This is a genomic window from Aestuariivivens sediminicola (assembly GCF_022662015.1).
In the GTDB taxonomy this organism is placed as follows: domain Bacteria; phylum Bacteroidota; class Bacteroidia; order Flavobacteriales; family Flavobacteriaceae; genus Aestuariivivens; species Aestuariivivens sediminicola.
Window position 1 is genome coordinate 1 of record NZ_JAKMCM010000007.1, and the last position, 23,443, is coordinate 23,443.

Sequence of the window (23,443 nt, forward strand, 5' to 3'; positions counted from 1 at the left end):
CTTATTGTACGGTTGTTTTTTTATAAGGAGTAAAGTGTTCATGTATGTGGCCCCTCAGGGTCCTTTTTTCAATATGTTAAGATATTAGCGCAACAGCGCAGTTAACGGTGGGGTACTCCCAAGGAGACACTCCAATGATGAGAATCATAAGACCGCTAACTTAAGATTTAAGGTGGTTATAGCGACGGGGCTCACCTCTTACCATTCCGAACAGAGAAGTTAAGCCCGTTAGCGCCGATGGTACTGCATTAGTGGGAGAGTAGGTCGTTGCCTTTCTTGAAGGCCCTTCATTCTAAATGAAGGGCCTTTTCTTTTTTAATTACTAATCTTTTGATTAAAGTACAGGAGTCGATAACCGTCCTGGAGGCATTAAATTAATGATCCAACCCTGTTTTTCGATGGAATAAAAGGATTAAAATGGGACTTCCATTTTTCACTGCTATACATTCGAAAGCACTTCTTTAAGGCGCAATGCCACCAGTCGCTCCTGTCCGGGTTCCATCATCCAGGTCGTAATACCAATTTCACTGTCATTTCCGACGGTTTCTATGGAAGGATGCCCATCTCTTAGCTTTTTCCTTGCTTCATTCGGGGTTATCTTTACTATGTTTTGATCCCATCTCACTTTTAACGATGGCACATGATTGGCATATTTAGGAATGTGTATTTCTGTGTTAACACCTTCAACAGATAGTGCACTATCGCTAATTAATTTAATTTGAGACTCCCACATTTGCCACTCTTTTTCATGATCCTTCTGTAAATACATTTCTAAAGCCACCAGCATACCTAAAACTTCTTCCTTATTGACTTTCATACCACGACCAATAGTATGCCCTCTGGGGGGTGTATGCTGCCGTGCGGCCATAATAAGTTCTTTGTTTCCTATCAATAAGCCTGCACTTTGCGGACCTCTTAAGCCTTTACCACCGGAAAAGGCAACCAGATCAAATCCCATTTTAGTAAACTTAAAAAGATTTTCAACCGGGGGCACATCTGCTGCACAGTCTATAAAGGTGGGGATACCATATGTTTTTCCTATCTGGACAAACTCTTTGTGCTTGATTAATCCCTCATCCGTGTTGGCATGCAAAAACCATAACATCGCTGTCTTTTTAGTAATGGCTTTTTTTAATTCTGCCGCTGTCTTTACGGTAATCAATTTTACGCCCACATTTTTTAGGGCATGGGTGTATACAATGTTATGAGATTCCTGAAGAATCACCTCATTTTTTAATCCCGTAGTATCCGGTAATTGCGCCACTTTGTCCTTATCCATACCCGAAATTACGCCGGCAAGTCCAATCGTCATGGCCCCAAAAGCCCCAGAGGTTACAGTGGCATAATCGCATTCCAACAATTGTGCTATGCGCGCGCCTACTTTATCATGTAATTCATCCAGATTGACATATTCTGAAGCGCCGTAGGTTATTGCCGCGGTCACTTCCTTTGGCATTAAAGAACCGGTCATAGAGGTATAGGTTCCTGCGGCATTAATAAATGTTCGGATACCTAATTCTTTAAAGAAGTTTCGCGAGCTTATTGTTTTGAGTATCTCCGTATGAGTGCTTTGACCATGTAACCATTCGGTGCCCAGTAAGCTACCGGCTATAGGAAGCATGGAAAGGGTTTTTAAAAGTTTTCTTCGCGTTACCATAGTTTGTTTTTTATACTTAGTCAACAGCAGCGATGCAATCTATTTCTACAAGTGATTTCCCTGGTACACCACCATATGTGGCAACTGTTGTTCTAACAGGTGGATTTTTACCGAAACGGCCGCGATACACTTCGTTCATTCCTTTATAGTCCTCCAAATCATGTAAATAGACATTCACTTTTAATACCTGTTCCATAGAGGACCCATTTCGTTCAAGTTCCTTTTGAAGTTCTTTTAGAACATGATCTGTATGGGCTTTGATGTCTCCGTCGAAATGCGCTCCCTTTCCTGCAATATATAATGTGTTACCATGTCTGACGGCTCCTGAAAATAACGGAATATCCTGATCGGTCTCTGGTAGATCCAAGACTTGCTTTTTTGGTTTTGGTTCTTTAGCTATAGCTTTGTTGCTCATGCCTAATCCCAGGGCGCCAATCATAACCATTCCTATTTTCTTTAATGATGATCTTCTACTGGTTGTATTATTTAAGTGATTCATAATTAATAATTTAGTGATTAATGTATCTTGTTTATTTTGCTGTTAGTATTTAAAAATGGGTTACCACATCCTCTTTTTCAACAATTCCTCAATCTGTTCCTTTGGTACCGGTAATTCATCAATATGATCTTTAAGCCATTTTGAAAAATCCGTTTCAATCTCATCTGACCATTTATTATCGATTTGACCCGGACTGTATTTGCCCTCTTTAAGTCTTGTAATCCCAAAGAGATCGCGCAGTCTTACAACTTCTGAAGTTACTACAATTTTTTCAGCCAAATGGGCGGGAATAAAAATAACACCTTCTTTTTTGGCCAATACGACATCACCGGGTAATACGGTGGCTGCTCCAATTCGAATGGGTGTATTTAAACTTAAAAGCATGACATCAGTAAGAAACGACGGATGCCAATCTCTTACGAAAGCATTAAATCCCTCAATTTTTGAAAGCCCTTCCAGGTCACGACTGGAGGCATTAAAGACAACACCTGTTTTAGATTTGGAGTAAATGGCATTACCAAGGTTATCCCCAATAAGGGTGCCATCAACAATTTTTCCAAAACAATCCGCCACATAAACATCGCCGGTCACCAGCATATCGATGGGCCAGGAATTCGTATTGCCTACACGGCCTTCTCGAATACCTTTATTTTTAATTTGTTCGGCAACATCAGGTCGTTCGGGCATATATTGCGCCGTCAAAGCACGACCCACAATGGTGACGTCATCATGTAACGGTTTCCACCCGCCTTCAAATTGATTGTGATAGCCTTCATTTCTAAGTACACCCCAGGCTTCCTCGATCGAAACATGCTTCATCCTTTCCAAGAGGTCATCGGCAACCTTGGGCCTGCCGTCTGAAAATCGTTCACCTTCCCATAACGGTGTTAGAAATAAGGTCTCTTCTTTGGAAATGGTTTGAGACACCATCGAATTATACCCAAACAGACTTATTGAAATAATTAATATTAGTTTTTTCATAATTGTTTTGTTTAACCTATGATTTAATTTTTTTATTTGGTTTTAACCTGTCTTTTTTCAATGCGTCTTTATCTCTCCACCAGGTAGCAAGGGAGGAACCTGAAATATTCATCCATGGACCGAATACGGCCGGAGCCAGTCCTATAGTTGATACTTTGCCCATTTCAAGTGCAATTCCAGAAGCCAGTCCACCGTTTTGCATACCCACCTCTAATGCTATGGTCCTACAGTCCTGTTCACTCATTTTTAAAGCCCGGCTCGCCCAGTATCCCAAAAAGTAACCCGCAATATTGTGAATAATGGCTGCCAGTATCAGGAATAGACCAATAGTGAGTAAACTGTCTCTTCCCGCTGCGGTAATGATGGTAATTATAAAGGCAATTCCTGCCATAGAAACTATTGGCATGGCCGTATCCAACCATTTGGCTTTTCCATGAAAAAAGTGATTAAAAATCAATCCGATGATTACGGGTAGTATCACAATTTTTATTATACTGAGCATCATGGACCAGAAATCAATCGGCACAAATTGCCCGGCAAATACTTTCATCAGTAGTGGTGTCATGAGCGGCGCAGCAACTGTCGATACCGCTGTTAGGGTTATTGATAAAGCCAGGTTTGCTTTGGCAAGATAGGCCATGACATTGGAAGCTAAACCACTTGGTGAGGATCCTATTAGAACGACACCGGCGGCAATTTCCGGGGCGAACCCAAAAAGATAAGCAATGCTGAAACCCAATACAGGCATGATGGTGAACTGACAACATAGACCGGCAATAACACCTTTGGGCATTTTTACCACACCGGCAAAATCTTTAATACTCATTGCAGTTCCCATGCCAAACATGATGATCTGAAGTAATGGAACAATTAATCTTTTTAAATCAAAATCGCCGATAGATGAAAAATAATAAGGATAGTACATCGCTACGGTAACCGCCGCAAATATGAGTATGGTAAAAGAAAATCCTTTGAATTTTTTAGTATAGCGTAAGGCCAGGGCTGTTAAAAAGAAAAACAGAGTGAGCGCTATACCCGCATCTGCTCCACTACCTGATATAATCATGATAAGTGTTATGAGTAAACATGCAAAAGCACTCAAAAAAAGTAGTTTTAAAATGGGTTTCATATATTAATGTATCACAAACAAATGTTATTCATTCCATAAAGGTGACGACAGGCCATTGAGATCCCAAACAATCTGTCCTTCCCGTAAGGTCAATTCACAATGTAATTTTTCCTTGCCTGTCATTTTCAGCCCTTTAGTATCAATAAATCCGAAGTTGCCCTCAGTTAATTTCAATAAGGAAACATCGGCAACAGCACCCACCGATAAATGCCCGAGGTCGGTTCTGTTTATATATTGAGCGGGACTCCAGGTTACACTTTTTATGACTTCATTCAGAGACATATTCATATTTAGAAACTTAGACATGATATTGGTAAGGTCCTTCATGCCTCCATTCATACTGCCGGTATGCAAATCCGTACTGATGGAATTTGGCCAAAATCCCTGATTCGTAGCGGGAACAGCTTGTTTAAATGAAAAACTGCCACCACCGTGACCCACATCGAAAATGATTCCTTTTTGTTGTGCATTAAAAACATAAGGTCTTACCTTGCTGTTCTCATCAACAAGAGGTGTTCGCCCTTTGACCTGTGCATAACAATGTGTAAAAATATCACCCGGTCGGAGCTTTTCAATTAATAAGGATTCCATACTTAATTCAGGATCGCTACCGCCAAAATCGATCATTACAGGAATATCTGCCATGTTACCGGCACTTAAAGTAAGATCTGTCGGCACCCATGAAGGTCCGGAGTAGTGAGCCAACTTAATACCAACTATAATTTCTGGATGCTGTTTGGCTTTATTAGCCGTAGCTTCAGGATCCATATCGGTAACGTTTTGCTCGATTGCGCCACCTTTCATTCCTGAACCTACAATGTTTAAAAAAGCCAATACACGTGTTTTGGACCGATCTATGGTTTGTTCTTTGAAGGTTTCAAAATTTTTCCACCCGGATCCTCCTGCATCAACAATAGTAGTTACGCCGCTTCTAAATGTAAATCCATCCGGTGGCAGACTGCCAAAGCTATTACTTAAATAGGCATTGGGCTGTGTTCCAAAAAAAAGATGTCCATGAATATCCAGAAGGCCGGGAGTCACGATGAGCCCCGAGGCATCAATGGTTTTAATAGCACTGTTAGCTGATATATCGGGACTAACACGGACTATTGTGCCCTCGTGAATAGCCACGTCCATCACACTGCTGATATTGTTTTTTGGGTCAATGACGAGCCCTCCCTTTATCAAAATATCGTAATCCTGCCCGAATGCCAACACCTGTGTTAAGAGAAATAAGCAGTTTATTAATGTAATGCGTTTATGTATTCCTATCATAGTTTATTGTTAAAAAAACATTTATTTATCGTTCTCGTTATTTATGATCAATGCGCCACTGTTTTATTCTGTTGATCTTCGTCTCACTTTAGCGACGTCGTCGGTCGTTATTGCCGAGGCCTCATTTCCAAAATTAGTTCTTATATAAGTTAAAATGGTAGCAATTTCATCATCCTTCAAAAAGTTGTGTTTTGGCATAATACCATTAAAAGATACGCCATTGACCTCAATTATACCTTCCATACCTCCCAATACAATCTCTATTAATCTCGATTTGTCACCAGTTACCCAATCTGTATCCACCAATGAGGGAAATCTTCCTCCTGCACCATGACCATCATCCTGGTGACACGAACTGCAGTAACGAAAATATAAAGTATGGCCTTCCGAGAGCTTGTCATCCTTCATTAAGTTATCATGAATTTCATGGGGTGTTCTGATATGAGATGCGTTTTTACGATCCAGCATGCCCGCCAGTTCCCGTTCTCCAAATGAGGTTCTATCGCCCGTATACATAACCCGCCACACTTTGCCGTGATTAGAATCACTGATGTAAATCGAACCATCAGGGCCCGTAGCCAATCCCATTGGGCGATGTGCAGCACGATACACACTTTTTATTGGGTCTAATTGGGCAAAGCCGTCCGCAAAAACTTCCCATTCACCTGTTGCTTTGCCATTTTTAAAAGGAACAAATCCTACAAAATAGCCTGCCTGAGGATAGGGCGCTCTGTTTGTTGAACCATGAAAGGCAACAAATGCACCATTTTTGTAGCGTTCCGGCAGTTGATTACCCGTGTAGAACATGAAATCGTTGGGTGCCCAATGTCCGGGAAATCCAATAACGGGATCATCGCAGGATTCGCAGCGACCAACTCGCGTTCCGTCCCCCCCGTATTCAGGAGCGAGAACTTTCTTGTTCTGTATTTGATCATAATAGCAATAAGGCCATCCAAAATCTGAACCTTCAGTCACTCTGATGAGCTCTTCAGCTGGTAACATCGCACTTTGCCAAGGCGAATATTTGTCAGGGAACAGCCTGAATAAATCATCTCTACCGTGCACCATGGCATATAGGGTTTCATCTATTGGATTCCAATCCATACCGACAACACTTCGAATACCCGTAGCAAATTTATAACCATCTTTTTGGGTCTGATTAATTTTGTTGGCATCGAAGCGCCAGATGCCGCCGTGGTCTTCTAATTGTGGGCAGGGATCTATTCCAGGTGAGCCGGGGGTCCGTTTTTCCATCTGACACGCATTTGAAGGTGCTCCGAATGGCACGTACATATAACCTTTATTATCGAATGCAATTGGTTTGCCAATGTGTTCATGTTGCCTGTGGGGATGATCATCACGCACGATGATTTCGGGTTCGCCTGGTAAGATTTCACCATTTTTATCGAGCTTATACCTGTAAACCACTAATTCGGTACTGAAATAAAGGTAGCCATTATGAATTTTCATCGCAGTGGAATAACTGCCTCTCGACCCTGATTCCCGCTTTTTAATGTCGCCATATAATTCTGTAATATCAGCCTTGCCATCAAAGGTGGTGTCTCTTAAAATTCCGATGACTTCTCCGTTGCTTGCGTATCTTAAATTAACAAATACGGTACCATTTTTATTTACAGCAAGATGCCTAGCTTTACCCGCTATACTATCCGAAACTACAAGGGCTTCAAAATTATCCGGAATAAAAAGGCCTCCTTTATCCGAATCTCCCGGAGGTATACTATAGGTTGGAATTTTGTTACATTGAATAAAACCAATTAAAATGAAGACAGCAAATAAGAAGTGTTTTTGTCGGTTATTCATAAATCATTATGTGGCTGTCCTAATTATTAAAGGATAAGACAAATTATTCAATTTAAAATGTGTTCAAAGACTCATGTGAAAATAGTGTGACCTTATTTTCGTATTATCCTTTAACATAGCATATTCAGGAATGCAAATGAATATACTAAAAAATAAAAGTATCCTTAAACTTTTTCTACCAATGCCAGAGCTAAAGTCCTATTCGGGATGAGAAAGCCGACGAACTACATTTTTCTTTCAATTACAGGTAATTACAGTTTCATAAAAAACAGAATCCCTGACAACTAAATGAATAATATGAGATATCCTCTTTCTTTAAATAAAATGCTTAAAGAATGTTTTCGTTTATCATTCCACCATAAAGGTTTTAAGCAGCCCTTTTGAACTCGCGCTTGGGACTTCGGAAATAAAGGCGTAATTGCCCGGATCAAGATGCACTTCGAAATAATGCGTGCTACCGGCAAGGCCATTGTTTACACCACCGAGAAATGTAACACCCGATGGGGCAGGTGATATGAGCCCTTTAGGATCCATCCAATTCATCCAGGCTTCCAATTCATCTAAACTCGCGGAGTCATCTAGCTTTACCAGATTGACATCATGGCCAATAAAATGTTCGTAAACCGATTGATCGACGTAGTGGACCGATATGATGTGATGTCCTTTTGTTAAATCGCCGGTATAATTTATGCCTTCCGCACTGGATACGGTAATTTGTATATCTGCCTCTGGTGGTTTATTTCCACTATCTTCTTCTAAGACATAAATTTCTTTTACCATACCCATAGAGACATGAAACACACCAGAAGCCATTTTTACATAGCATTCCATAATATGCGGCCCCGGTTCTAATTTAACGGTTACATTTGTTTCTTTTTTAGGTGAGATCAATCCCGTACCCCCTACGAATTTAACTTCCGGAAACCACGAAGGCAGTTCTCCAAACGCAGCCATGGCGGCATCCATATCGTTCTCCATGATAGACGCCATGCCTTTATCGAATGCCGGCATGACGCGGGCTTTAATGGTATCCAATGTTTTTCCATCCGGATAGTCGTCAATCAATATAAAATGGGGCTCATCGGACTTATTACTATATTTAAAGGTATTCCATCCGGATTTTATGGTGTCTACCGTTACAAAATCCATCAGGTTAGTAACCACTTCGATATAATCCTTTTTTTCCGTTTTACTTGAAGCATAGGTCTCTTGTTCTTTTTTTTCCGATTTACAGCAAAGCAGTAAAAATGGAACTAATAAGGTTAGCATCTTAGCTTTCATAATAATGTAGTATTAGTTGATTAATGGTTTCAAAAATGTTGACAAATAGTATGTAATGTTTTAACACGGTGGTGTCAGGTAGAAACTCAAGGGGGTGTAAATCAGGTTATCAGACGCCATTTCCCTAGAAAAGAAATTCGAGGTTTGCTCCGCATGCGTTATCTAATGTATAAAAAATCTTCGTCTTATTAAAGATATAAAAAAAATAAGGCAGATCAATTTAGTTGAAATGTAGTGATGAAGACGATTAATGAAAGAAAATATTATACCACACTTTGATCTCTCAAAATACATCAGGATATCACAATCCTTAGATTTTATCGATGCCTTGGTCAATTTATGTGTTGTGAATACACTATTCGACTCGTAGTAAATCTAGTTAGTTATGGAATTATTGGTTAGAACGAGTAAGTTGGGAAAATCAGCGGCTCCTTTTGCAACCTGTTTTACATATTCACCAAAAGTGTGAAAGTATGAACCGAGAAAGATATCAAGATCTCCATCGCGGTCATAATCTCCAACATCCATGGTCAACCATTTTCCCAATGAGGCCTCCGGAGTGGCGTATGCCGTAAAATCAAGGGATCCGGAGTTTAACAAGTAGATGAAGGAATGTTCAGGGTTATCGTCATTGTGGTAAAAGGCAGATGCTGCGATATCTAAATCGCCATCATTGTCAAAATCCCTCGCTATGGCCTTACTCGCGCCATACAAGGGGTAAAAAAAGGTGTTTTCGAAATTATCTCGGCCATCATTTAAATATATTCGTATGCCATGATAATTTTTTCTAATCACGGAATAATCCCAGTTATCACCATTCGTAAGAAGAATATCCATATATCCGTCATTGTTAAAATCGACCAGTTCAAAATAACTGACACCATATACCGGAGGAAATCTTAAAACAACTTTTTCTTCAAATTTGTTCTGACCTTTATTATAAAAAATTGAAATTTGTTCTCTGGCCTGAGCCATTAAAACCATAAGATCGGGTTTGTTATCGTTATTAAAATCATTAATTTCAACCATCCTGGACCCTGGTTCGTTTTTTAAAATAGACGCTTTACCCGGATCAAAATTATCATACAACAGCAATTTACCTCTATTATGTCCAAATCCACAGATCACCACATCTTCCTTATCATCTCCATTTAAATCGCCACTTGAAAAAGAGACAGGTCGGGGAAGATCCGGTAATCTGATGTTCTGATTACTGCTTCCACGTTGAATTGAATTTAATTCACCTAAATTTTGGTCGGATGGATCAAATTTACCAATGGTTAATAGTTTTATCGCGCCATCCGCTTTAAATTCAATATCAACTGCAGGACTAATCAGTCTTCGGGTGGATTTCAATTGCATTTTATCATCGAGGACGTGTATTAAATTATTGGCCTCTCCGAGATAAAGTGTCGCGTTAAACCTATTAAATTCCAATAATGATGTCTGCGGAAACCCCTTGTTATTAATAAAAACTTTATCAACATTGAAGTGAACGAGATTAGTTATGGGTGCCTCAGAATTTATTTTGATGGGTTCTTCAGGGGCTTCTTTCTTATAATATTCAATAATTTTATTCCAGTCAGCATCAGAAATTATAGGTGCTTCGGGGTATACTCCTAATGATTTTACAATTTCCAAATCTTCTTGGGGTGTACCGGCAAAGGGATCAACACCAGGAATTTTCACCCCCATTCTGAGACCCATATTGGGAAGGACGCTATTGATCCACGTGTCTCTATCCAAAAGCCTGGGTTCGGGATATTCATGACACATTTTACAATAGAGGTTAGCGAGTTGTTCTCCTGAAAGTAAAGTATCTAAGCGCGTTTCAGTATGTATTTCATCGTATGTTCTGTACCCCGTGTCATTTTTCATTAAAGTAGGACTCAAACAGACAAGCAGGAGTAGATAGAAGATAAGATGTATTGGTTTTAAAATTGGCATTCAGACAGGTCTATTTACATAACTAAATTAGTTATTCGTAATAAAAAATCTAATTAAAAAACGATTTATTTGTATCTGCGTATTCTTGAAATTCAAAAGGAGGTTTACAACAAGCGTTCCATGCAAAATGTTTAAGAGAAAGTAAGGCGTTCTTTAATCCGTCAGATATAACTAAAATCTCTCAAATATAGGTCTCGAGATTACAATGAAAGCTATTTCAATCTCTCAAATATAGGTCTCGAGATTACAATGAAAGCTATTTCAATCTCTCAAATATAGGTCTCGAGATTACAATGAAAGCTATTTTAATCTCTCAAATATAGGTCTCGAGATTACAATGAAAGCTATTTTAATCTCTCAAATATAGGTCTCGAGATTACAATGAAACCTATTTTAATCTCTCAAATATAGGTCTCGAGATTACAATGAAACCTATTTTAATCTCTCAAATATAGGTCTCGAGATTACAATGAAACCTATTTTAATCTCTCAAAATACTTCTCGAGATTACAATCTTTTGGATTTCAGAGGTGCCCTCGTAGATCTGCGTAATTTTCGCATCACGCATAAGTCTTTCCACATGGTATTCCTTCACAAATCCATTTCCACCATGAATTTGAACGGCTTCAACAGTAGTATCCATGGCGACTTTTGAGGCATAGAGTTTGGCCACAGCACTGGATCGGTCGTAGTTATTACCAAGGTCTTTATCCTTTGCGGCCTTCATTACCAATAATCTGGCTGCTTCAATTTCAGAGTACATATCAGCCAACTTGAAGGCAATGGCCTGATGATTGCAAATTTCAGTTCCAAAAGCTTTTCGTTCCTTTGAATATTTTATGGCGAATTCATAAGCACCCTGTGCAATACCCAGGGCCTGAGCTGCAATTCCAATTCGCCCGCCGGAGAGCGTCTTCATTGCAAATCTGAATCCAGATCCATTCGGCCCAATTCTGTTTTCTTTTGGTACAATTACATCATTAAATTGAAGTGTGTGGGTGTCACTACCACGAATCCCCAACTTGTCCTCTTTTGGCCCAATATGAAATCCTTCGGTTCCGCGTTCTACTAAAAAGGCATTAATGCCATGCGACCCTTTGTCGCGATCGGTCTGAGCAATAACAATATAAATGTCGGCCCGTCCACCACTGGTAATCCAGTTTTTAGTGCCATTTAATACATAATGGTCACCTTTATCAATAGCGGTTGTCTTTTGTGATGTAGCATCGCTTCCCGCTTCGGGTTCACTTAAACAGAATGCACCAACAAATTCACCAGTAGCCAGTTTGGTGAGGTATTTTTGTTTTTGATCCTCACTACCGTAGTTCTCAAGTCCGTAACAGACCAAGGAGTTATTAACAGAAACAATAACAGAGGCTGAAGCATCAATTTTAGACAGTTCTTCCATTATGAGTACATAGGAAATAGTGTCCATACCACTTCCACCGTATTTCGGATCTACCATGATACCCATAAACCCAAGTTCCCCCATTTGTTTAACCAACTCATCAGGAAAATGCTGTTTGTCGTCCCGTTCTATGACACCGGGGAGTAATACAGTTTGAGCAAAATCGCGAGCGGCATCACGAATCAACATATGTTCTTCTGAAAGATTAAAATCCATATCCCGGTAATATTATTAAAATGATAAAAAAGATAAGCAAATATACTATTTTGATGAGATATGTTCAATAATAAATCCTAATTTTACGAAATATGTTAAAGACTAAGTACAATGTCATCGGTGTCATGTCGGGTACATCCCTTGATGGAATCGATTTGGTTTTTGTTAATTTTCATTTCGATGAGCAATGGCAGTTTCAAATCGTTTCTGCTGAGACCGTAGCCTATTCGAATAAATGGCGTGATAAATTAAAAGATTTGGTGCATTGTGATAAAGAAGCGTTAGAACTTATAGACTTAGAATATACCCAGTACTTAGCCCATATTATCCGAACATTTATTGACAGGCATAAAATTACACAACTGGATGCCATTAGTTCTCATGGGCATACGGCACTTCATCAACCGGACAAGAAATTAACCTATCAAATTGGTAATTTACCCATTATCTCAACCATATTGGGAGAGCAGGTAGTTTGCGATTTCAGGGTTCAGGATGTTGATCTGGGTGGACAAGGAGCGCCTTTAGTACCGATTGGTGACAAGCTCTTATTTTCATCATATGCATATTGTTTAAATCTTGGCGGATTTGCTAACATATCGACCGACATAAAGCACGAGCGAATTGCCTATGATATTTGTCCTGTTAATATTGTACTTAACCATTACGCCAAATTGCTCGGTCATGATTTTGACAATCAAGGAAAAATAGCATCAACCGGTGTACTGCACACAGAAATGCTGAATGCATTAAATGGGTTGTCTTTTTATAAAGCACCTTATCCTAAATCTTTGGGTTTAGAATGGGTGAGGTCAACTGTGCTTCCATTAATTGATTCCTTTAAATTAAATGTTGCCGATATCTTGAATACATTCTGTGAGCATATAGCCCTTCAGATATCCAATGAAATTAATGCGACCACAGAGGCTTCCGTTCTGTTAACAGGTGGTGGTGCTTACAATTCCTACCTTATCAGCAGAATTAAAAATTATTCAGATTGTAACATTGTTGTACCCCAAAAGCAGCTGATCGAATTTAAAGAAGCTTTAATATTTGCACTCCTTGGAGTACTGAAATTAAGAAATGAAATCAATTGCCTTAAAAGTGTTACAGGGGCATCAAGGGATCATAGTTCCGGAAGAATTTTTCAACCATAAAAATAATGGGAAGTTAAACTTAAAAACTTAAGTTTTCTATATTTGTTACAATGTAAATTCAAAAATTCATTTTAGTATGACACAACTTTAGCTGCCTTTCAATATGACTTCACAGAACTTAAAAAATTAGGCTAAAAAAACGAACTAATGTTTTACTGGAAATGAAAGAATTATTAAAGAAATACGAAAATAAGTCCCCTGAAATTGTTTTTAACTGGAAAGATGCCGAGACTGAGGCAGAGGGGTGGGTTGTTATTAACTCCTTACGAGGTGGTGCGGCCGGTGGCGGTACGAGAATGCGTGAAGGTTTGGATATGAATGAGGTATTGTCTTTGGCAAAAACAATGGAAATAAAGTTCACGGTATCAGGACCACCTATTGGTGGCGCCAAATCAGGAATTAACTTTAATCCGAAGGATCCCAGAAAAAAAGCCGTACTGGAACGGTGGTATGCGGCAGTATCCCCTTTATTGAAGAGTTATTATGGAACTGGTGGCGATCTGAATGTGGATGAGACACATGAGGTTATTCCGATTACGGAGGAAAGCGGTGTATGGCATCCACAGGAAGGGGTTTTTAATGGACATTTTAAACCTACTGAAGCTGATAAAATTAACAGAATAGGACAACTGCGTCAAGGGGTTATTAAGGTTATTGAAAACCCGCTGTACTCGCCCGACGTTACAAAAAAATATACGGTTGCAGATATGATTACCGGTTATGGCGTAGCCGAAGCCGTTAGACACTATTATACCATATATGGGGGGACAGTAAATGGAAAACGAGCTGTAATTCAGGGATTTGGCAATGTAGGAGCTGCAGCAGCCTTTTATTTGTCGCAAATGGGAGCGAAAATTGTCGGTATCATTGATATTGTCGGAGGCCTTATAAATGAGAACGGATTTTCATTTGAAGAAATAAGTAACTTGTTTCTTGCAAAAAAAGGTAATACCTTAGAGAGCGATAAATTGATGCCGTTTGAGGAAATAAATGAAAAGATCTGGTCCCTTGAAACAGAAATTTTCGCCCCCTGTGCTGCTTCGAGATTAATAACGATTCATCAGATTGATGAAATGATAGACAGTGGTCTTGAAGTGATCTCTTGTGGTGCGAATGTGCCCTTTGCGGATAAAGAAATTTTCTTCGGACCGATAATGGAACACACAGACTATAAGGTCAGTCTGATTCCGGATTTTATCTCTAATTGTGGTATGGCCAGAGTGTTCGCATACTTCATGGAACGACGTGTGCAGATGACTGATGAAGCCATTTTTAATGATACATCAAATAGAATAAAACAAGCTTTAGAAAAGGTATATAAGAAAAATAAATCTAAACAAGGACTTAGCGCAACAGCTTTTGAAATAGCGTTAAGTCAACTAATCTAACTAACATATGGAAGCAGCAATCATTTTAGTATTCGCGATGGGGTATTTAGCCATAACATTAGAGCATAGTTTAAAAATTGATAAGCTGATTCCGGCTTTGATTATGATGGCCCTTTGTTGGGCACTCATTGCATTTGGCCTGGAAAGTTTTGTACAGTGGTTCGATTCTGGCAAACATGCCTTACTCGATACCTTCGGTACGTTTAGTCGTGATGAAAAGATGCATCTCATGGAAGAGACCTTACTGCATCATTTGGGTAAGACTTCAGAAATTTTAGTGTTTCTTTTGGGAGCCATGACCATTGTTGAAATAATCGATTATTTTAATGGGTTCTCTACTATAAAGAGCTTTGTGAAAACAAAGAACAAGGTTAAGATTTTGTGGATTTTTTCAATTCTTGCATTTATTCTCTCTGCCATAATCGATAATCTTACAGCTACTATTGTTCTTGTTTCCATTTTACAAAAAATTGTAAAAGATAGAAGTGTGAGACTATGGTATGCCGGGTTAATTATTATTGCTGCAAATGCCGGAGGTGCCTGGTCCCCTATTGGTGATGTTACGACCACCATGCTATGGATAGGTAAAAAGGTAACTACAGGGCATTTAATTGGGTACCTGTTTTTACCGTCTTTTTTATGTATGGCCATACCTTCGCTTATAGCGTCGTTTTTACCTGCCTTCAAAGGCGAGCTGAATGTTGAGGAGTCAGAGGAAGAGACGCGATCAAAATTTAGCAGTACCATGCTCTATTTGGGTCTCGGTGCAATTGTCTTTGTTCCAATATTTAAAATGGTTACCCATTTGCCACCTTATGTAGGTATGATGTTGTCATTAGGTGTTGTTGCCGTATTTGCTGAAATCTATAGCAACTCCAAATTTAGTATGACGCAATTTCACGCGGAAGAAAGTGATGCCCATGCCAACCATAGTCCGGTACATTATTCATTGTCGAAAATAGAACTGCCCAGTATATTGTTCTTCCTGGGCATCTTAATGGCAGTTGCGGCGCTGGAGTCGCTTGGAATATTGTTTGACTTTGCGGGAAAACTGGAAGAAACAATGCCTATGCTGGGAACAGAATTACATCATAGTGGGGTATCTGATATTGTTGTATTGCTGCTTGGTGTTGGGTCTGCCGTTATTGATAATGTACCTTTGGTAGCTGCCAGTTTAGGAATGTTTCATGAGCCTATAGATAATGAGTTGTGGCATTTCATTGCCTATTCGGCAGGAACGGGAGGAAGCATGCTCATTATTGGATCTGCGGCAGGTGTTGTGGCCATGGGAATGGAAAAAATCAATTTTTTCTGGTATTTGAGAAAGATAGCCTGGCTGGCATTTATCGGATTCATAGTTGGGGCCGCAGCCTTTATGTATACCAGGACATTATTTTAATCAGAGTATCAATATTTTCAACAAAAAAGATTAGTTCTATAACTGATCTTTTTTTTTATAAGAAAGTATGTCGAAATAGAGTTGAAAACGTATTTTATTATACTTTAGCAAAAAAAGAAACGTTATACTGTTGCAATAAACTATTAATTTATGCTAATCACACTTATTCAGAATGCCCAAGAGGGTGAAGTTTTAATAGATGGAGAATCTGTTGAAAAATCATTATCCATAATTGAATTGATAAGTAGCGGAGGCGTTGCCGGTCAGGTTATTATCGCTATTCTATTTTTGTTACTTGTTGTGGCGACATATATTTATTTTGAGCGCTTGTTTGCAATCAAGGCAGCGTCGAAGGTCGATGCCAACTTCATGAATCAGATAAAAGATTTTGTTAGCAACGGTAAAATAGATTCGGCCCAGGTGCTCTGTGCTCAGGTTAATTCTCCTGTATCACGGCTCATTGGAAAGGGAATTACACGTATTGGTAAACCCCTTGCAGACATCAACACGGCTATTGAAAATGCCGGGCGTTTAGAGATTTATGGTCTGGAAAAAAATGTCAGTATTTTGGCAACTATTTCTGGAGCGGCGCCCATGATTGGATTTCTTGGAACGGTAATTGGTATGATATTAGCCATATTTGAATTGGCGAATTCAGGAGGTACTATAGAAATGGATGTATTGGCAGGCGGACTATATACCGCTATGACGACTACCGTTGCAGGGTTAATAGTTGGTATTATTGGTTATATAGCCTATAATCACCTGGTCGTGAAAACCGACAAGGTCGTCTATCAAATGGAAGCCAATTCACTCGAATTTTTAGATCATCTAAACGAACCGACATAAAATGAATTTTAGAGGAAGAAATAAGGTGACACCGGAATTCAATATGTCGTCTATGACGGATATTGTTTTTCTGTTGCTTATCTTTTTTATGATAGCATCAACTTTAGTGACTACCAATGCCATCGATATTCTTTTACCGAAGGCGAGCGGTAAAACCGAAAACAAGCGTTCTGTTGCGGTGAGTATAAAAAAGGATCTTACCTATTATATCGATCAGAAAAGAGTTGGAGAAAGCGTGTTGGAAAACGAATTGTTGGCTCAGCTCTCAGGTCAGGAAAAACCGACGATTGTGTTAAGGGCAGAAAAATCAGTTCCGGTGGAAAATGTTGTTAAGGTAATGGATATAGCGAACAGGAATAAATTTAAAGTCATATTGGCGGTAAAACCCAAATAATGAAATACTTCGAAACCAAACATGAAAGGAATTCCGCTAAATTAACAGCATTAATAACTGTTATTCTCGTATTGCTCTTATTTGTGGTAGGAACAACCTACATGGATCCACCGGAGGAATATGGCGTTGCAGTGAATTTTGGCAATTCTGATTTTGGACGAGGAAATATACAACCGAAACAACCCGTAAAGTCCGAGCCGAAAAACATTCCGGAACCGCCACAGCCCGAAGTAACAAAATCGGAACCTGCGCCATCCTCTGAAGCTAAAGAAGAAGTGTTAACACAGGAGAATGAGGAAGCTATAGCCATTAAAAAACAAAAGGAGGCTGAGGCCAGGGCCAGAGCAATTGCAGAAGCCAAGGCGCGGGAAGAGGCGGAGCGTATAGCGAAAGAAAAAAGGGAACAGGAAGAAAAGAGAAAAAAACTGGATGCCCTTATTGGTGGAGTGAGCCAATCTGAAGGGACGACAACCGGTAGTGAGGGGAATGATGACACCAGTGGTGATAAAGGACAATTGGATGGAGATCCCTATGCCCCAAGTTACTTTGGAGGTCAAGGCACCGGCAGTGGGGGTGTGGGCTATGGTTTAAATGGACGTGGTCGAGCCTCTTATCAAACCATGAAGCAAGACTGTAATGAATCCGGGATGGTCATCGTTAAAATCGTTGTTAATCAAAATGGAAATGTTATTGAAGCTGTCCCAGGTGTAAGGGGGACTACAAATACAGCGCAATGCCTTTTGGAACCGGCAAAAAAAATAGCGCTATCTCATAAATGGCCGGCAGATTCCAAAGCACCTTCACGACAAATAGGATTTGTAAGTGTTAACTTCAAAATAAGTCAGTAGTATAAAATGACCTACCAAAGTACTGTAGATTGGATGTTTTCGCAACTTCCAATGTATCAGAGTCAGGGACCATCCGCTCTTAAAAAAGACTTATCCAATACTTTAAAATTATCGGAACACTTAAAATTCCCGGAGCGTAAATTCAGATCGGTTCACGTGGCAGGAACTAACGGGAAGGGATCCACAAGTCATATGATCGCTTCAATGTTACAAGAAGCGGGATACAAGGTGGGATTATACACTTCGCCTCATTTAAAGGATTTTAGAGAGCGTATTAAAATTAATGGTAAATCCGTAAGCAAGCAATTTGTAATAGGTTTCATCAAACGGAATCAAACATTTTTTCAAAAGAACAAGTTGTCTTTTTTTGAGATGACCGTTGGAATGGCCTTTGATTATTTTGCAAAGCAACAAGTTGATATAGCTATTATTGAGGTTGGGTTGGGAGGTCGATTGGATTCGACCAATATCATTTTACCGGAGGTTTCGGTAATTACAAACATCGGGTTGGATCATACGCAATTTTTAGGAGATACCCTGAAAGCTATTGCTTATGAAAAGGGGGGTATTATTAAGTCTGGTACGCCGGTGGTTATTGGAGAAACTCATAATGAAACTAAGGCTGTTTTTGAAGAGTTGGCATCGAAAGCCAATTCAAAAATTGTATTTGCAGATCGATTTAAGGACAGGGAATTGGAGAGTGATTTAAAAGGATCTTACCAATCAAAAAATATTAAAACAGCAGTTCAGGCCATAGGGGAACTTAAACTAAAAGGCTTTAAAGTCACGGATGAAAATGTAACAAAAGGACTTAAGACAGTTGTTGTCAATACCGGATTAATGGGACGATGGCAGGTGTTAAGTGAGCATCCAAAGGTGATATGTGACACCGCCCATAACAGGGAGGGGCTGACCTGCATTATGGAGCAATTACCTTCTGAATTAAATGGAGCATTACATATTGTTTTTGGAGTGGTGAACGATAAAAATGTTGACAGAATTGCAGATCTATTACCAAAGTATGCGTTTTATTACTTCTGTACGCCCAATATACCTCGTGGACTGGAAGCTCAGACCTTGCAAATAAGTTTGATGGCATATGGCCTTCAAGGAGAAGTATTTAATTCAGTAAAAGAGGCCTATCAAAAAGCGTTGGATAATGCAAAACCAAATGATTGTATATTTATTGGAGGAAGCACATTTGTAGTCGCGGAAATAATTTAATTTTTTTAATAAAAAGTTTTTTACAAAACAAAAACTACTTTATATTTGCACACCTGTTACAAAGGGCGCGTAGCTCAGTTGGTTCAGAGCACTTGGTTTACACCCAAGGGGTCAGGGGTTCGAATCCCTTCGCGCCCACGAGAGCTTCCAATTTTGGAAGCTTTTTTGTTTTCTGAATTTTAAATTTTTTTTATAGTTTTAGACATTCTATCTCTGTTGAGAAGAGATTGTCATAAGAATATAAATATTCTGGAGTGTTAGCTCAGTTGGTTCAGAGCATCACCTTGACAGGGTGGGGGTCATTGGTTCGAATCCAATACACTTCACAGAGTCAATTATAAACCTTGTCCGATTTATTGGACGAGGTTTTTTTATTGTATTCTTAAGCTTAAAAGGGTAAAGGGCGTTTTATGGTAGAACTTTTAATTATGAATAATTAGATATTCTATTTAAGATTATTTGGGGTTCTTTGACTTATACCGCATTCAAATTATCTTTAAGTTTTTTCGATAGCTGTTTGTATTCTTGTGCGATTTCAATAATTGTACTGAAAATGACAAGGTTTTTCGAGATACCGCATTTCGTATTTCTTACCGATTGTGAATCTACCTGAACATCGTTATGCCTTAACCTGTTAATGACTATTGCAGTATATTCTTTGGGGAGATGATTTGTAAGTAAATCTTTTAAAACTTCTTTTTCTTTCGGTTCCTGAACATCATAAATAGTGTATAATTTATTTAAATTTGTCATAGTATGTTAAATTTTATTTAGATTTGAGAATACTCACATTACATGAGTGAATTTACATACAAACATATACAAATAATTAAATAATATCAAGAAAATGTAATCATAATTACATTTTATTCATTTATGGTTTTTGAAGATAAACTTAAACAACTCATAAAAAGCAAATACGATAGACTTGGAGACTTGGCTGAAAAGTTTGATATGAACTATTCCCAGCTTTCTCAATATGTCAATGGAAAAAAAGTGTCTATCGATTTTTTGAATAAAATAATTCAGGAATTCCCTGAAGTGGACTTAAACTGGCTGTTAAGGGATGATCATGTCATTAAGGATGGCGTAAATGAAAGGCCTTTGCAATACAAAACGGTTCTTAATAATGAACAAATAATTGATAAAATAGAAAAGTTGCTTCAAGAGTTAAAAAATCAATTGCCAAAGACCCATTAAACATCTTACTGGAGTTAATAACCCATTTGCATTTCTAATTTTATATTCTCCTTTGCTATTGGAGCAGTGTTATGGTTACCGTTAATCTGTTTAAAATTGTATTTTAAACGTCGTTTTTTTTATTCATTCGAATAATTATTATTTTTCTCATGTAAAAAATACAAGAAGAATTTCACATTTTAATGTGACCTAGCATGCAGTTAACCGAAATAAAGAATAGATACGAAAGTATTTTTCAATCGTATGGAAATCCGATATTGGATAAGCATATCAAGAAAATAATTGAGTTGGATTATTTTTTGCCGTATTCTTCCACTTTTTTCTGTATTACAAATACCCAGGATTTGGTTTTCGAATATGTGAGTAAAAACACCAAAGCTTGTTTAGGTATTGAATCTTCAGAATTGCAGTCAAGGGGAATGCGTTATTTCTGGAGTATGATTCATCCGGATGATATCGAAAAGTGGTTGAAGGCGCTTAATGATCTTATGGAATTTACGCTTAGTGAAATTCCTGTTTCTGATAGAAAGCGAATGAGTTATACCTGGAATTATCGGATGAAAAACAGTGAGGATAATTATGTTAATATCATTCAGAATACAACACCTTTAGAATTCGATGCTCAAATGAAACCTATAATCGGATTGGCACATTACACCGTATTGCATTCGAAGATAACTTTACCCATTTCGGCCTCAGCTAAAATTTTAAATTCAAAAAACGAATACGAAACAAAATATTACAATAATTATTCGCAGAAGCTGCTGTTAGATGGTATTAGCAGGAGGGAGCGAGATATTGTGAGATTGTTGGTACTCAACTTCAGTACTAAGGATATTGCTAACAAATTGAATATAAGTCCGAATACTGTTGATACGCATCGACGTAATATTCTGAAGAAGCTAAACATATCATCTACAGGCGAACTTGTCGGATTTTTAAAAACAAATTTGCATTTGATCTGATCCCATAAACAGAAAAAATACTCAAATTGAGTATTGTGAGATCAATCTAAAAGGTTGAAATTTACCTTGCTATTAATTAGTTCTAGGGAGAATTATTTTAAGTGTCTATATCTGTTTTGATTTAGGCACTTTTAATTTTATGTGGGGAAATGTTGTTTAAAAGAAGAATTATTTCCTTGACCAGAATATATTGATATGGTTCGGTTAGCATTCACATGAGTTTTTAAGGCCAATTCTTTTTTGTAATTATGTTATTATTATTGTGACAACGCACTGGAATAACCTATTAATTGTTACATATACGAAAAGACATATTAAATTAATGTTATAAGAAACTCTAGATTAAAAATGGAGGCTGGTAACAAGACTTGAATAGCAACAATAGACCCTATTCAGGAAGATCAAGATTCGCTTGCCCTTTAAGAAATTAAAACGATTCCAATTCCAGTACCCGTTCTAATGCCATTCCTCGTGAGCCCTTTATGAGTATTGTTACATCGCCTTTATTTGACCAATTATAATTTGCTTTAAAATCATCGAAAGACTTGAACTGCTTGATGGATTTTGAATCGGTTTTACAATTATAAAAGTTTTTACCAACCAAAATAGTATCATGAAAGTTGAGCGATGCCGTAAAATCAGCAATCATTTGATGTTCCTCACTGGCATAATCTCCCAGCTCAAACATGTCGCCAAGAATTGCAATTTTCTTTCCTTTTTGTTTCTTAAAACTTACCAAGGCTGCACGCATACTTGTTGGATTGGCATTATAAGCATCTAAAATAATTTTGGTTTTACCCTTAGTGACAATTTGCGAGCGGTTGTTGTTTGGGACATAATTTTCTATTCCCATTCTAATATCATGGGCATCAATTTTAAAATAATGACCTATCGCAATTGCTGCGGCGATGTTATCAAAGTTGTAGGCGCCAATAAGTTGGCTCTTTATAATAAGTGCATCATATTTAAGATGAACAAAGGGATTAGCTTCAATTAAGGTGACATTTACATTATGATCTGATGTTCCAAAACTGAAGGTGTCAGCGTGTTTGGTTTTTTCAACTTGGATAGGGTCATTCCCATTAACAAAAATGGTTTTCTTATGTGCTATTAAATAATCATATAACTCACTTTTACCTTTAATTACCCCTTCAATACCTCCGAAGCCTTCCAAATGCGCTTTTCCGAAGTTAGTGATATATCCATAATCGGGATGGGCAATTTGACACAGAAATTGAATTTCTTTTTGGTGATTTGCACCCATTTCAACAACACCTATTTGAGTGTCTTGTGTCATGGAAAGTAAGGTGAGCGGTACACCAATATGATTGTTTAGGTTACCAGTTGTAGCCGTTGTGCTATACTTTTTAGATAAAATGGCACTGATCAATTCCTTTGTTGTGGTTTTGCCATTGCTTCCTGTTAATGCAATAATCGGGATATTTAAATAGTGTCTGTGGTACGTGGCCAGATCTTGCAATGTTTTAAGCACATCCTGAACTAATATGGTCTGTTCGTTTAGGACAAAGTCAGGCTCATCGATAATAGCGTATTTCGCACCTAGTTCCAGGGCTTTTTTAGCAAATGCATTACCGTTAAAATTAGCCCCTTTCAACGCAAAGAACATGTCGTTCTTTACGATCTTTCGGGTATCTGTATTAGCGCTGTGGCAGGTTAGGAATAACTGATGCAGTTGTTTTGAATTCAAGACTCTGGAAAAATTTAAATATTCCGAAATAATTTCGGTGTAAAAGTACTTATGAAAATAAATGTAATAAAAAAGTCCTAACCGAAGCTAGGACTTT

20 protein-coding genes, 2 tRNA genes and 1 rRNA gene are annotated in these 23,443 nt (G+C 38.3%); 12 read left to right on the forward strand and 11 right to left on the reverse strand.

What is annotated here, in order from left to right; translation table 11 throughout:
* Window positions 1–168: 168 nt before the first annotated feature.
* Window positions 169–276 (forward strand): 5S ribosomal RNA (rrf, locus tag MR041_RS13765).
* A gap of 163 nt (window positions 277–439) precedes the next feature.
* On the opposite strand, the gene MR041_RS13770 is transcribed toward rrf, so the two are convergent.
* The 9 genes from MR041_RS13770 to MR041_RS13810 form a co-directional block, all read right to left on the reverse strand.
* Window positions 440–1,657 (reverse strand): aminotransferase class V-fold PLP-dependent enzyme, encoded by a 1,218-nt coding sequence (locus tag MR041_RS13770; protein WP_242094836.1) that lies wholly within the window; start codon window positions 1,655–1,657, stop codon window positions 440–442.
* A 16-nt stretch (window positions 1,658–1,673) separates the two neighbouring features.
* Window positions 1,674–2,156 (reverse strand): RidA family protein, encoded by a 483-nt coding sequence (locus MR041_RS13775; protein WP_242094837.1) that lies wholly within the window; start codon window positions 2,154–2,156, stop codon window positions 1,674–1,676.
* A 60-nt stretch (window positions 2,157–2,216) separates the two neighbouring features.
* The gene (locus tag MR041_RS13780; RefSeq protein WP_242094838.1) at window positions 2,217–3,137 is read right to left on the reverse strand and encodes an RraA family protein; all 921 of its coding nucleotides are present in this window, start codon (window positions 3,135–3,137) and stop codon (window positions 2,217–2,219) included.
* Window positions 3,138–3,153: 16 nt separating this feature from the next.
* A complete protein-coding gene (locus MR041_RS13785; protein ID WP_242094839.1) occupies window positions 3,154–4,239 on the reverse strand; it encodes a bile acid:sodium symporter family protein in 1,086 nt (361 codons plus the stop codon).
* A 51-nt stretch (window positions 4,240–4,290) separates the two neighbouring features.
* Window positions 4,291–5,541: an amidohydrolase/deacetylase family metallohydrolase gene (locus MR041_RS13790; RefSeq protein ID WP_242094840.1), complete on the reverse strand. Its 1,251-nt coding sequence runs from the start codon at window positions 5,539–5,541 to the stop codon at window positions 4,291–4,293.
* Between the two features lie 63 nt (window positions 5,542–5,604).
* Window positions 5,605–7,362, reverse strand: coding sequence for a PQQ-dependent sugar dehydrogenase (locus MR041_RS13795; protein ID WP_242094841.1), 1,758 nt, complete (start codon window positions 7,360–7,362; stop codon window positions 5,605–5,607).
* Window positions 7,363–7,710: 348 nt separating this feature from the next.
* Window positions 7,711–8,643: a hypothetical protein gene (locus MR041_RS13800; RefSeq protein ID WP_242094842.1), complete on the reverse strand. Its 933-nt coding sequence runs from the start codon at window positions 8,641–8,643 to the stop codon at window positions 7,711–7,713.
* Between the two features lie 375 nt (window positions 8,644–9,018).
* Window positions 9,019–10,521: an FG-GAP repeat domain-containing protein gene (locus MR041_RS13805; RefSeq protein WP_242094843.1), complete on the reverse strand. Its 1,503-nt coding sequence runs from the start codon at window positions 10,519–10,521 to the stop codon at window positions 9,019–9,021.
* 550 nt (window positions 10,522–11,071) lie between these two features.
* Window positions 11,072–12,214: an acyl-CoA dehydrogenase gene (locus MR041_RS13810; protein ID WP_242094844.1), complete on the reverse strand. Its 1,143-nt coding sequence runs from the start codon at window positions 12,212–12,214 to the stop codon at window positions 11,072–11,074.
* A gap of 92 nt (window positions 12,215–12,306) precedes the next feature.
* Between MR041_RS13810 and MR041_RS13815 the strand changes: the two genes are divergently transcribed.
* From MR041_RS13815 to MR041_RS13855, 9 genes are all read left to right on the forward strand, one after another.
* Window positions 12,307–13,371 carry an anhydro-N-acetylmuramic acid kinase gene (locus tag MR041_RS13815; protein ID WP_242094845.1) on the forward strand — a complete coding sequence of 355 codons (1,065 nt, stop codon included), beginning with the start codon at window positions 12,307–12,309 and terminating at the stop codon, window positions 13,369–13,371.
* Between the two features lie 161 nt (window positions 13,372–13,532).
* A complete protein-coding gene (locus MR041_RS13820; RefSeq protein ID WP_242094846.1) occupies window positions 13,533–14,759 on the forward strand; it encodes a Glu/Leu/Phe/Val dehydrogenase dimerization domain-containing protein in 1,227 nt (408 codons plus the stop codon).
* Window positions 14,760–14,766: 7 nt separating this feature from the next.
* Window positions 14,767–16,158, forward strand: a complete 1,392-nt coding sequence (nhaD, locus tag MR041_RS13825) for a sodium:proton antiporter NhaD (protein ID WP_242094847.1) — start codon at window positions 14,767–14,769, stop codon at window positions 16,156–16,158.
* A gap of 150 nt (window positions 16,159–16,308) precedes the next feature.
* Window positions 16,309–17,007: a MotA/TolQ/ExbB proton channel family protein gene (locus tag MR041_RS13830; RefSeq protein ID WP_242094848.1), complete on the forward strand. Its 699-nt coding sequence runs from the start codon at window positions 16,309–16,311 to the stop codon at window positions 17,005–17,007.
* Between the two features lies 1 nt (window position 17,008).
* Window positions 17,009–17,401, forward strand: coding sequence for an ExbD/TolR family protein (locus MR041_RS13835; protein ID WP_242094849.1), 393 nt, complete (start codon window positions 17,009–17,011; stop codon window positions 17,399–17,401).
* On the forward strand, window positions 17,401–18,249 hold the full coding sequence (locus tag MR041_RS13840; RefSeq protein ID WP_242094850.1) for an energy transducer TonB: 849 nt from the start codon (window positions 17,401–17,403) through the stop codon (window positions 18,247–18,249). The genes MR041_RS13835 and MR041_RS13840 overlap by 1 nt, the downstream gene beginning before the upstream one ends.
* A gap of 6 nt (window positions 18,250–18,255) precedes the next feature.
* Window positions 18,256–19,473 carry a bifunctional folylpolyglutamate synthase/dihydrofolate synthase gene (locus MR041_RS13845; protein WP_242094851.1) on the forward strand — a complete coding sequence of 406 codons (1,218 nt, stop codon included), beginning with the start codon at window positions 18,256–18,258 and terminating at the stop codon, window positions 19,471–19,473.
* Between the two features lie 63 nt (window positions 19,474–19,536).
* Window positions 19,537–19,611, forward strand: a tRNA-Val gene (locus MR041_RS13850).
* Window positions 19,612–19,724: 113 nt separating this feature from the next.
* Window positions 19,725–19,799: transfer RNA gene (locus MR041_RS13855), tRNA-Val, on the forward strand.
* Window positions 19,800–19,947: 148 nt separating this feature from the next.
* On the opposite strand, the gene MR041_RS13860 is transcribed toward MR041_RS13855, so the two are convergent.
* A complete protein-coding gene (locus MR041_RS13860) occupies window positions 19,948–20,226 on the reverse strand; it encodes a hypothetical protein (RefSeq protein WP_242094852.1) in 279 nt (92 codons plus the stop codon).
* A 123-nt stretch (window positions 20,227–20,349) separates the two neighbouring features.
* Here MR041_RS13860 and MR041_RS13865 point away from each other — a divergent pair, with 123 nt between their 5' ends.
* Entirely contained in the window at window positions 20,350–20,673 is a 324-nt protein-coding gene (locus MR041_RS13865; protein ID WP_242094853.1) for a helix-turn-helix domain-containing protein, read from the forward strand.
* Between the two features lie 194 nt (window positions 20,674–20,867).
* A complete protein-coding gene (locus MR041_RS13870) occupies window positions 20,868–21,638 on the forward strand; it encodes a LuxR C-terminal-related transcriptional regulator (protein WP_242094854.1) in 771 nt (256 codons plus the stop codon).
* A 427-nt stretch (window positions 21,639–22,065) separates the two neighbouring features.
* Here the strand turns inward: MR041_RS13870 and MR041_RS13875 are convergent, their stop codons facing one another.
* Complete coding sequence (locus MR041_RS13875) at window positions 22,066–23,346, reverse strand: UDP-N-acetylmuramoyl-tripeptide--D-alanyl-D-alanine ligase (RefSeq protein ID WP_242094855.1); 1,281 nt, start codon at window positions 23,344–23,346, stop codon at window positions 22,066–22,068.
* Between the last annotated feature and the right edge of the window lie 97 nt (window positions 23,347–23,443).